This is a genomic window from Streptomyces sp. NRRL S-378 (assembly GCF_000720645.1).
Taxonomy (GTDB): Bacteria; Actinomycetota; Actinomycetes; order Streptomycetales; family Streptomycetaceae; genus Streptomyces.
In genome coordinates this window covers 112,234-122,867 of sequence record NZ_JOBX01000016.1, presented here as the reverse complement: position 1 = coordinate 122,867, position 10,634 = coordinate 112,234, and the positions used below count along the sequence as shown (strand labels likewise).

At 69.5% G+C, this 10,634-nt stretch carries 8 protein-coding genes; 5 read left to right on the top strand and 3 right to left on the bottom strand.

Annotated elements, in window-relative coordinates; genetic code table 11:
- The first annotated feature begins 540 nt into the window (after positions 1-540).
- Positions 541-1,752, top strand: a complete 1,212-nt coding sequence (locus IH80_RS0114695; protein WP_037879943.1) for a DUF418 domain-containing protein — start codon at positions 541-543, stop codon at positions 1,750-1,752.
- A gap of 390 nt (positions 1,753-2,142) precedes the next feature.
- Here IH80_RS0114695 and IH80_RS0114690 read toward each other — a convergent pair whose 3' ends face one another.
- The 3 genes from IH80_RS0114690 to IH80_RS0114680 form a co-directional block, all read right to left on the bottom strand.
- Complete coding sequence (locus IH80_RS0114690) at positions 2,143-2,445, bottom strand: hypothetical protein (protein WP_030960715.1); 303 nt, start codon at positions 2,443-2,445, stop codon at positions 2,143-2,145.
- 99 nt (positions 2,446-2,544) lie between these two features.
- Positions 2,545-2,889, bottom strand: coding sequence for a hypothetical protein (locus IH80_RS44735; RefSeq protein WP_030960714.1), 345 nt, complete (start codon positions 2,887-2,889; stop codon positions 2,545-2,547).
- Positions 2,890-2,966: 77 nt separating this feature from the next.
- Positions 2,967-3,659, bottom strand: a complete 693-nt coding sequence (locus IH80_RS0114680; protein WP_030960712.1) for a hypothetical protein — start codon at positions 3,657-3,659, stop codon at positions 2,967-2,969.
- 896 nt (positions 3,660-4,555) lie between these two features.
- On the opposite strand from IH80_RS0114680, the gene IH80_RS0114670 reads away from it, so the two are divergent.
- The 4 genes from IH80_RS0114670 to IH80_RS0114655 all read left to right on the top strand — a co-directional run bounded on the left by IH80_RS0114670 (position 4,556) and on the right by IH80_RS0114655 (position 10,615).
- Complete coding sequence (locus tag IH80_RS0114670; RefSeq protein ID WP_158943467.1) at positions 4,556-4,768, top strand: hypothetical protein; 213 nt, start codon at positions 4,556-4,558, stop codon at positions 4,766-4,768.
- Between the two features lie 224 nt (positions 4,769-4,992).
- On the top strand, positions 4,993-5,406 hold the full coding sequence (locus IH80_RS0114665; RefSeq protein ID WP_030960708.1) for a hypothetical protein: 414 nt from the start codon (positions 4,993-4,995) through the stop codon (positions 5,404-5,406).
- Positions 5,406-5,963, top strand: a complete 558-nt coding sequence (locus IH80_RS0114660) for a hypothetical protein (RefSeq protein WP_030960707.1) — start codon at positions 5,406-5,408, stop codon at positions 5,961-5,963. Before IH80_RS0114665 ends, IH80_RS0114660 begins: the two co-directional genes overlap by 1 nt.
- Positions 5,963-10,615, top strand: a complete 4,653-nt coding sequence (locus IH80_RS0114655; protein WP_051809317.1) for a putative T7SS-secreted protein — start codon at positions 5,963-5,965, stop codon at positions 10,613-10,615. The genes IH80_RS0114660 and IH80_RS0114655 overlap by 1 nt, the downstream gene beginning before the upstream one ends.
- Positions 10,616-10,634: the final 19 nt, after the last annotated feature.

Genomic DNA, 10,634 nt, shown 5'->3' with positions numbered 1-10,634 from the left:
TTGACCAGGCCCAACTGTCGGGCGTGGGTGATGTCAGCGCAGCTCGCAGGCTCGGCCGGGCTGCAGAACAGCATCCGCCCTTTCTCGTCGGTGAGGACCTGAGCATGGCGAGATGGTGGCAGGGGGGTGTGACAGTCGCGGCCAACGAACCCTCCAAGAGGGCCGATTGGGCGGCCTCTCGAATCCAGTTAAGTTGAAACTGGAATAGTATGCCGGAAACGCGCCATGGCCTGAATCCTGCCCCCAGGTCACACAGCTGTCGAAAATCAGTACTTCGATGGCTCAATTCTTCCGCTGCGTAATCGTATCGGTCAAGGTGGCGCGATCCGTATGGCCTTACTTCTATTCGATGACTGTTTCGATGACCAGCGTCCGGCGTATCGGCGTTTCAAGTGGGCTAACGTCGCAGATCAAAGTGCGGCGCTCCTCCCGTCGGCTCTGCCTTGGCTCGGCCGAGTACCGCCCGACCACGCTGGCCGCCTGTACGGCGAGGGCAGGAGATCCCGCACCGACGACTACCTGGGGGGAGCAGTGCCTTCAGTGGCAGCGCACACAGAACGAGACCGACCGACCCGAATACCGGAGGTCGACGCTCTGCGCGGCTTCGCGCTCGTGGGCATCTTCCTGGTCAACGCGCTGATGATGGCCGGCCCGTACGGCCTCGGAGCCATCACCGATCCGGATGCCTCTGCACTCGACCGGATCGTCGAGGGCATCGTCCAGACCTTCGCGGTCGGCAAGTTCTACCTGATGTTCTCGTTCCTCTTCGGCTACAGCCTCACCCTGCAGCTGGCCTCCGCCGAACGCGCCGGCACGAGCGCCGTTCCCCGCCTGCTGCGCCGCTCACTCGGCCTGCTCGTCCTGGGAGTCCTGCACGCCGTACTCCTGTACACCGGCGACATCCTCACGACGTACGCGGTACTCGGCCTGATCCTCATCGCCGCACGCAACTGCACACCCGGCGCGGCACTGCGCGCTGCCCGGATCCTGTACGGATGTCTTAGCGCGTTCCTGCTCCTTGTGGGCTTGGGGACCCTGCTCACGTCGGACGCCGAGACAGCCGAAGCGGATGCCGAACTCGCGGAAGGCCTGCCAGGGCTGGTCGCCGACTACCGCGGCGACGCTCTGTCCGTCGTGCGGGCCAACCTCGGCCAGCTGCCGGACCAGTTCCTCGCCGCGCTGCTGATGAGCGGCTTTGTCATGACGGCCTTCCTGGTCGGGCTGCACTGCGGCAAGCAGCGTCTGCTCGCCGACACGGGGAGCCACCGCACACGAATGCGCCGCATCTGCGTGATCGGTGCCGTCGTGGGCCTGCCCGGGAGCCTGTTCATGGCTCTGGCCGTCAGCGGCCCGCTCGGTCCCCGATGGTCACTCTTCGCTCAGGTGGTGGGAACAGTCACGGCCCCCGCCCTGACTGCCGCTTACGTCTGCGGGATGCTCCTGCTCATGAAGACCGCCCGCGGCGCGCGCATCGCAGCGCTCTTGGCCCCCGCCGGCCGCATGGCCCTGACGAACTACCTGAGCCAGTCCCTGGCCATGGCCCTCGTCTTCACCGCCTACGGCCTCGCCCTGTACGACCGCCTCAGCCCGGCCGTCGTCATACCCGGCGCTCTCGCCCTGTACGCCATCCAGCTCAAAATCAGTTCCCACCTGATGGCCCGACAACGCTACGGCCCCGTGGAATGGCTACTGCGCACCATCACCCTCGCACGACTCCCCCACGACCACGACCGGTCAGCAGCCACACGATGACGTGAACGCGGACCGGATCATCGCGGCCGGATTGGACGGCGAGGTGGGCAAGCCGCACCCGCTGGCCGGTGTAGGGGTGCTGCTGCACGCCAGGCGCTCTACCTCGCCATACGCCGGGGGTCAGACGCGGCCCCGTGGACCGCAGACATCCTCCATCGGCACTGCGACGTGCTGGCCCTGCACGGTCCACACGGGTTGTATTCCACCGGTGAGTAGCTGTCAGTGTCCGCTCATACGCTGTCAGCCGGCGCCGGATCCTGGAGGCGTTCATGGCAAGACAGCTGACGTATGAACAGCCGACCCGGCGCACACCAGCAACTGAAGAACAGCAAGGAGCGCGCTCCGTGGGGAGACGGCACGGACCCGGGCCGTCTCACGGAGCAGCGAGGATCACTCGTCGTCGGTCAGGGCCTTCGCGAACACCTCTTCGGAGTCCAGCGAGCGGAGCAGGGGACCGAGGAGCCTTCGCGTCACCGTGCCCGGAGCATCGCGCAGCTCGGCCAGCGTGGCGCCGGTGCTCTCCTCGTAGGTGTCGGCGCTGTACCGGTGGTTGCTGGCGAAGATGCCCGACGGGCGCCGGCCGGGCGAGCGGGCCGCTGCCGCGCTCGAGCGCATCGCCGCCGCCGACCCGAAGACGTACTCCCGGGTCACCGGCGGGAATCCGGAGTAGCCCGAGCCGTCGGACTGCGCCACCAGGCCGACGAGTGAGGGGGCCGGGCCAGCTGCGACCCGGTGCCGGCACCGCCCCCGCTCCCGCGGGCATGTGCCGGCACCGGGGCTTGGCCGGCTGTTCTACCCTCCGCTGTGAACGGTGCGGCTGGTGCCTTCCGCCGCGCCGGGGGCCTTCGGCATCCCGGACCGAGTACGGGGTGGGTGCCGCGGCCGCCGTCGGCCGGCGGCGCGACCGCAGTGCGGCGAAGCCGGACACCGCGCCCACCAGCAGCAGGCCGCCCCGGCGGGGACGGCCGACCGCAGCCCCACGACCAGCCGGTCGTCCTCGTCGATGAGCGCGCCCTTCACCGCCGTCACGCCCTCGGCCCTCTCCACGGTGTGGGCGATGCGGTCGCCGCCTACCGCTACCAGCCATTCCACAGCCAGGTGCCGTTCGCCCCAGGCGGTGGCGTCGAACGGCACCACGTCGGCGCGCTCAGCGCCGGGGGCCGGCAGGGTGAACGCCGACGACGGTCGCCGCCGGCGCCGGCCGGACCGGCGGGTCAGGCGACGGTGGCCGCGTAGTGGTCGGCGTACGCCTGGAGGCGGGGAGCGAGCCGCCCCTGCGAGCCAGCGGAGTTGAGCTGCATCCACAGCTCGTTCTCCACGACGAAGCGGTATGCGAACTCCTCGAAGGAACCGGCGCACCGTATGAGCGAGCCGGCGGCGGCTTCCTGGAACCCGTCCGCCCCCTCCTGTGCCGCCCAGGCCTCGGCGGACTCCAGCTCCAGGTGCGAGCACACCACGAACGCCTCCCCCGAGGACCGCAGGTACAGGTACCAGATGACGCAGTCCTGCTGGTCCCGCAGGAACCGCACGAGACGGGCGCCCTCCTCGGCAGGGCTGCGCAGGGCCGGAGACAGATCGCTCCAACAGGCCGTCACCGACACCTCGTCGAAAGCGCGGCACAGTCGCTCGTTGCGGTAGAACACGGCGAAGTCCGAGGGCAGCGTGAGTCCGGCCGCCGCCAGCTCCCCTTCGAGGGCCGCCAGGTGTGCCGCGTGCTCCGACGGCCCGCCGCTCGCGCCGTCCATCCACCCGAACCCGCCGTCGAGTCCCACGGCGTCCAGCGGCGGCAGGCTGTCCAGCGGGTAGACCTCGTAGGTGGAGTCGCAGGGGCGGAACCGGCCCAGGTCGGTGGCGCACCAGCCGGTGGGGAAGCGGACGGACGCGGTGTCGGACTCGGCAACGGACATGGGAAACCCCTCGTGGTGATGCTGGATCAGTGGTACGCGTCCATCCTGCCGCCGGCCACTGACATCGGCCGCGCAGCCAGCGGGTTGCCGCCGAGTGGCGCAGCATGTGCGGGCGGCACGCATGCCCGGTGGTGCGGGCCAAGCAGTCGTCCCGCTCCCGTTCGGCCTGGGCCATCCGGCGGCGCACGGAGCCGAGTACGTCCAGGGTCCTGCGGTAACTGGCTGCGGCCTTCTCCAGCTCTCGGTCGCTCCGGTCCTGCAGGGCGACAAGATCGCGGGCGTGTTTCTCCAGCTGGTTCTGCAGCGTGCGGTTGTCCTCGGCCAGCACCTGCTGAGCGGTCTGCAGCGCGTGGATCTCCTGTTTCCTGAGGCCCAGCTGGTGGGGCAGGCTGAGGCTGGCCGCCTGCGCGCTGGCGTGCAGCGAGGTGAGCCGTTGGTAGTCCGCCACCGGGATCGGCAAGTCCTGGGAGGTGAGGAATGCCTGGAGTGCTTCGTTGAACTCGGACGGTGGCAGGCGCTCACCGTGCCGGTAGCGCGAGAGCGTGGACGGGTCCACGTTCACTCCCCGGGCCGCCTGGGGGCCGGTGTGCCGCGGGAGGAGAGGTAACGCTCCAGCACGGACTGCAGCAGCGCGGCGTACTCGAGGATCTGCTGCTGTCCCGGGCGTCCTGCCGACATGAGAACCCCTCCCCCGTCGGCATGCGCCCGGCCCCTGGCAGATTCCATTCCCCGCACGTCGGCTTTCCGCACCTGGCAACACGGTGAGCGGCGGCACACCCCGATGGTCCGCGTTGCCGGTTGGCAGGCAACTCCGGTGGCCCGTACCGCAACGCCCCGACCTGCGCAAACGTTCAAGCGCGGCGCACTCGGCGTCTGAAGGCGAGGAAACCATGAACATGCACTCATCTGTCGCGGCCCCGGTCATCGTGCTCTCGGTTCTGGCCGAGATCATCGGCAGTGGAGCCCAGTGGCCCGCGGTCGTCGTGGCGGTCACCACGGGCTGCGTGGCGCTGCCCCGGACGAAGGTGGACCCGGCCGGTGTGCCGGCATTGTTCAAGGCGATGAGGGCGGACAGCGAAGGCACCGACCGCAGCGCCGGAACGGCCTGAGTAGCGAGGCACCCGAGGGGCGGCCGCCGACGAGTGCTGTCGCCGCCGCCCGCGCGCGGCCGGAGCGGCAACCGCCACGAGTGGATGGCGACGTCTCCTTGGAGAGGTCCGGGCCATCGGCGGTGCGGAGCGCGGGGGCAGTGCTGCTCGGGTCCTGATCGCCCGCGTAACGTATGCGAATTGAGGGCTGCCGAGTCGGGCTCCCTCGGAGAACGGGGCACTTTATGGGACTGGCCGGGGAAATAGCCGCCGTGCGGGGCGGCTCGGGGCAAGCGGGTAGATTGCTGGGGGAATTCCGCCGCACCGCACTGCTGGTACCGCTGTCGGAGGGTAATGACGGCGGTCTGATGTCGGGGTGGCAGGGCGGGATCCGCTGGATCTACGCGTTCACGGACGAGGAGGCGCTTGCGCGTTTCGCGGTGGCGCGGGGTGCCGGAGGCGGTGTTCACGAGTGGGAGTACCTGTCGATCCTGGGTGCCCGTCTGGTCGACGCGGTGATTCCCGCGGTGGAGGGTCCGACCGGTGTGGCGGTCGATGTCGCGGACGAGGACGGTTCGATGCTGTTCCCGCCGGTCATGGGCATTGTTCCCGACGCGTATGCCATGGACGCCGAGCCCGACCGTGCGGCTGCCGTCTGATGGCGGGCGACGGGGACCTGGAGGTCTCGCCGATAGCGGTCAGGAACATCCAGGACGGTCTGCGCAAGGCGATTGCCGAGTTGCGCGAGTCGTCGGACGCGGCCGGCGCCTCCCAGGGTGCCGGTTTCAGTGATCTGTCGATGACGGGGATGGAGGCCGGACATGCGGGTCTGGCCACCGACTTCGAGGACTTCTGCGAGCGCTGGGAGTGGGGCGTGCGCAGTCTCGTGCAGAACGCCAGCACCCTCGCCGGGAACCTCGGGATCGCGGCCGGGATGGTGTGGGAGGAAGAGCAGTACCTGCAGGGCGCCTTCAAGGTGGTCGCCAATGCCGCGTACGGCAATCCGCACGCGAGCGAGGACGAGATCGAGCAGAAGAGCTGGGACGACATCTGGCGGGCGGACGTCTACAAGCCGGACTACAGCGACGAGTCCTTCGAGAAGAGCGACGCGGACATCAAACAGACCTGGTCGGAGACGGGCGACAAGGTGACCTCCAGCGGGAGGATCGGTTCGATCAAGGACTTGCTGGACCAGGCCGGCGGGGGCGGTAACTGATGGGCTGGAGGGACTTCGTACCGGATTCGGCCGAGGACTGGGTCGAGGACCGGGCCGAGGACGCCGGTGACCTGATCGAGTGGGGCGGTGACAAGGTCGCCGGCGCTGCCGAGAAGGTGGGTCTGGACGAGGCGGGTGACTGGGTCCGTGACAAGAGCCGCTCGGCCGCCAACCGGCTCGGTGCGGACGTCTCGGAACTGGAGCTCGGGCAGACCGAGGACCCGAACAAGCTGGTCTACGGCAGCGTCTCGAAGATCCGTGCCCAGGTCTCGCACCTGAACGACTTCACGTCCTCCTTCACGATGGTCGGCAAGGGGCTGAAGCGCCTGCAGGGTGATGGTCTGAAGGGTGCGTCGGCGGCCGCGTTCCAGGAGGCGATAGCCAAGGAGCCGCCACGCTGGTTCAAGGCGGCCGAGGCCTTCGGCAAGGCCGCGGAAGCGATCAACCGGTTCGCGGAGACCGTGGAGTGGGCGCAGGGCCAGGCGAAGGAGGCCCTCGAGGAGTACAAGAAGGCCAAGAAGGTCTCGCAGGACGCGCGCACCGCCTACAACAAGTCGATCACCGACTACAAGGCGGCGGTGGAGGCGGAGAAGGACACGCTGCCGCCGCGGCCGGCCGATACCTTCACCGACCCCGCCGATGCGCTGTTCAAGGCCGCCGACGACAAGCTCCAGGCCGCACGCACCCAGCGCAACGAGGTCGCGGAGACGGCCCGTACGGCGGTCCGCGCCGCCCGCGACGCCGCCCCGCCCAAGCCCTCGTACGCCGAGCAGCTCAAAGACGGCATGGACTACCTGGAGCTCGCGGAGACCCACCTGGCCGGCGGCGTGCTCAAGGGCACGGCCGGCCTCGCCAACTTCGTCCGCGCGGTCAACCCGCTCGACCCGTACAACCTGACCCACCCGGCCGAGTACCGCACCAGCCTCAACTCGACGGTCGCCGGCCTGGTCGTGGCGGTCAACGACCCCATGGGCGCGGGCAAGCAGATGCTCGACGAGTTCATGAAGGACCCCAGCGAGGGCATCGGCAAGCTCCTTCCCGAGCTCCTCGGCACCAAGGGCTTCGGCGCCACGAAGAAGGCGTCGACGGTCGCCAAGGTCGGCGACGACATGCCGGGCCCCGGCCGTAAAGGCCTGGACGAGGACGGGCCGCACCAGAGCGAGCAACCCGACTGCAACAAGCGGTGCGGGGGAACCGACCCCGTCGATCTGGCCACCGGCAGGATGTTCCTGCCTCAGACCGACATCGTGCTGCCTGGTACCCTTCCGCTGATCTTCACTCGGCGCGGCGAATCCGGCTACACCGCGGGACGCTGGTTCGGCCCCACGTGGGCGTCCACCGTCGACCAGCACCTGGAGGTCGACACCGAAGGCGTCGTACTTGTCACCGAGGGCGGCCTGGTCGTGGCCTACCCGCATCCCGCCCCCGGCATCCCCGTCGAACCGGTGTCGCCCTCCGCGCCCCGTAACCCCCTGGAGCGCACTCCGGACGGCGACTGGACGCTCACCGACCCCGCCACCGGACACATCCGCCGCTTCACCCCGCCCGCAGGCGACCCGGACGCGGACGGCATCGCGCCCATCGCCCAGATCGAGGACCGCAACGGCAACCTCATCACCTTCGAGTACGACGAGCACGGCACCCCGCTCGCCCTCACCCACTCCGGCGGCTACCGGCTCCGCTTCGACACCGCCAAGGGCCGGATCACCGCCCTCCACCTCGACGGCGGCCCGCGCATCCTCGCCTACGGCTACACCGGCGGACACCTCACCGAGGTGGTCAACTCCTCCGGCCGGCCCCTGCGCTTCACCTATGACGACCGCGCCCGCATCACCTCCTGGACCGACACCAACGAACGCTCCTACACGTACGCGTACGACGAGCAGAACCGGTGTGTCGCAGAGGGCAGCGCCGAGGGCAACATGGCCCTCACCCTCCGCTATGAGCCGGTGGACGAGGAGACCGGGCTCCGGGCCACCACGGTCGTCACCAGCAGCGGCCACACCAGCCGGTACCTGGTGGACGACGCCTACCGGGTGGTCGCTTCAATCGACCCGCTCGGCGCTGTCATCCGTCACTCGTTCGACCACCGGGGCAGGCGCGTCGGCGAGACGGACCCCCTCGGGCGGGTGACCCGCTGGTCGTACGACGAGAACGGCCGCCTCACCGCGCTGGAACGCCCGGACGGCCGAGTCGCCAGGATGGACTACAACGACCTCGGCCTCCCGATACGGGTGGTCAACCCCGACGGCCGAGTCTTCCAGCAGACCTACGACGAGCGGGGCAACCGCACGTCGGTGACCTCCTCCACCGGTTCGACGACCATGTGGCAGCACGATGAGCGGGGGGCGCTCGTCATGCAGACGAACCCGCTGGGCGCTGTCGTCCGCGTGGAGGCCGACGCCGCCGGTCTGCCGGTGTCGGTGACGGATCCGCTGGGGGCTGTCACCCGCTTCGACCGGGACGCCTTCGGCCGAGTCGTGCGGTACACCGACCCGCTGGGTGCGGTCACCGGAATGGAATGGACGGTGGAGGGCAGGCCCGGACGTCGGGTCGCGCCCGACGGCAGCGCGCAGATCTGGACGTACGACGGGGAGGGAAACTGCCTCACGCACGTCGATGCGGCCGGGGGCACGACCGTCTACGAGTACGCCGACTTCGACCGGATGTCGTCCCGCACGACTCCGGACGGGGCGCGGTACGCCTTCGCCTACGACTCGGAACTGCGCCTGGTCCGGGTGAGTTCCCCGAACGGCGCCGAGTGGAGTTACGCCTACGACCCGGCCGGCCGGATGACGTCGGAGACCGACTTCGACGGCCGGTCCGTCGAATACGGCTACGACGCGGCCGGGCAGCTCTCGTCCCGTACGGCCGGGCCGGGCCGGCACGTGGCCTTCCAACGCAACATCCTGGGGCAGCTGACCTGCAAGCAGAGCGCAGACGGCCGCACGACGTACGAGTACGACGTGTTCGACGAGCTGGCCGCGGCCACCGCCCCGGACGGGACGACGCTCTTCAGACTGAGGGACCGCCATGCGCGGCTGCTCGCGGAGACGGTCGACGGCCGGACGCTTGCGTACACGTACGACGAGCTCGGCCGACGCGCCGGACGGATGACTCCGGCCGGGGTGGAGAGCCACCGGACCTTCACCGACGATGGTCGGGCCGACACCCTCACCACAGCCGGGCGGACCGTTGCCTTCGGACGCGACGCAGCGGGACGGGAGGTGAGCCGCACGGTCGGTTCGGTGTGCACGCTCACCCAAGAGTTCGATGCCCGCGGGCGGCTGACAGGGCAACACATCACAGGCTCGGAAGGGGCCACCCTCCAGCGGCGCGGATACAGCTACCGCGGCGACGGAATCCTGACGGGCATCGGGGACGCTCTGAACGGTGACCATGGGTTCACCCTCGACGCAGCCGGGCGGGTCACGGTCGTGGAGGCCGTCGGCTGGTCGGAGCGGTACGCCTACGACGAGATGGGCAACCAGGTCTCAGCTTCATGGCCGGAGCGGCACGCGGGGGCGGACGCCCGGGGCGAGCGCGTCTACACCGGCTCGCGGATCACCCGTGCGGGCAACCTGCGCTACGAACACGACGAGCGGGGGCGGGTGGTACTGCGGCAGCGGACCAGGCTCTCTCGCAAGCCGGACACCTGGCGCTACGAGTGGGATGCGGAGGACCGGCTGGCGGCCGTGGTCACCCCGGACGGCACCCGGTGGGCCTACCGCTACGACGCACTGGGCCGACGCGTCGCCAAACAGCGGCTGGTGGCGGGAGCCGGGTCCGAGGTCCTGGAGGAGACCGTCTTCACCTGGGACGGAGTCAGCCTGTGCGAGCAGCGCACGGTCGGCGCCACCGGCACCCCCGCGGCCATGACCCTCACCTGGGACCGGGACGGGCACCGGCCGCTCACTCAGACGGAGAGGCTCGAGAACGCCGCCCAGGAGGTGGTGGACGAGCGGTTCTTCGCCATCGTCACCGACCTGATCGGCACCCCGAGGGAACTGGTCGGCGAGGACGGGAAGATCGCCGGGCGTACGCGGACGACACTCTGGGGCGCGACCACCTGGAGCCGTGACGCGACGGCTCACACCCCGCTGCGTTTCCCGGGCCAGTACTTCGACGCGGAATCCGGCCTGCACTACAACTTCTTCCGGACGTACGATCCCGAAACGGCCCGCTACCTCACGCCGGACCCCCTGGGCCTCGCACCCGCACCCAACCCGGTCGCCTATGTCGGCAATCCGCTGTCCCGGTTCGACCTGCTCGGTCTGGCGCCGGACCCGGACTGCGAGGAAATCGAAGCCCAGATCCAGAAGGCGCGTGACAGCTGGACCAGCCCGGCGGGTCTGCGCCAGCACTTCGACGACCACGGTCGTGACCTCAACCTCTGGGACGAGGACGACTACGCGTTGGAAGCCGAACGGTTCACGAACGAGCCACGAGGCGCGAACGTCCGGGAGAAGGACAGCATCCTGCACAACAAGATCTACCGCTGGGACATGGACACCAACGAGTTCAGTGTCCGGGACCGGAAGACCGGGAAGATCATCTCCTACTTCGACAGCTCCATCCAGATCGACGGGAACGCGACGAAGGCGAACGCGAGGAAGTACTGGGACAAGCAACCGGGAGACGAGGTGTTCTGACGGCGGACCCCGCGCAGGA

Bases quoted from the DNA above. Each gene is read 5' to 3' on its own strand.
- IH80_RS0114680 (WP_030960712.1), bottom strand. From the start codon at position 3,659: ATGTCCGTTGCCGAGTCCGACACCGCGTCCGTCCGCTTCCCCACCGGC.
- IH80_RS0114670 (WP_158943467.1), top strand. From the start codon at position 4,556: ATGCACTCATCTGTCGCGGCCCCGGTCATCGTGCTCTCGGTTCTGGCC.
- IH80_RS0114665 (WP_030960708.1), top strand. From the start codon at position 4,993: ATGGGACTGGCCGGGGAAATAGCCGCCGTGCGGGGCGGCTCGGGGCAA.
- IH80_RS0114660 (WP_030960707.1), top strand. From the start codon at position 5,406: ATGGCGGGCGACGGGGACCTGGAGGTCTCGCCGATAGCGGTCAGGAAC.
- IH80_RS0114655 (WP_051809317.1), top strand. From the start codon at position 5,963: ATGGGCTGGAGGGACTTCGTACCGGATTCGGCCGAGGACTGGGTCGAG.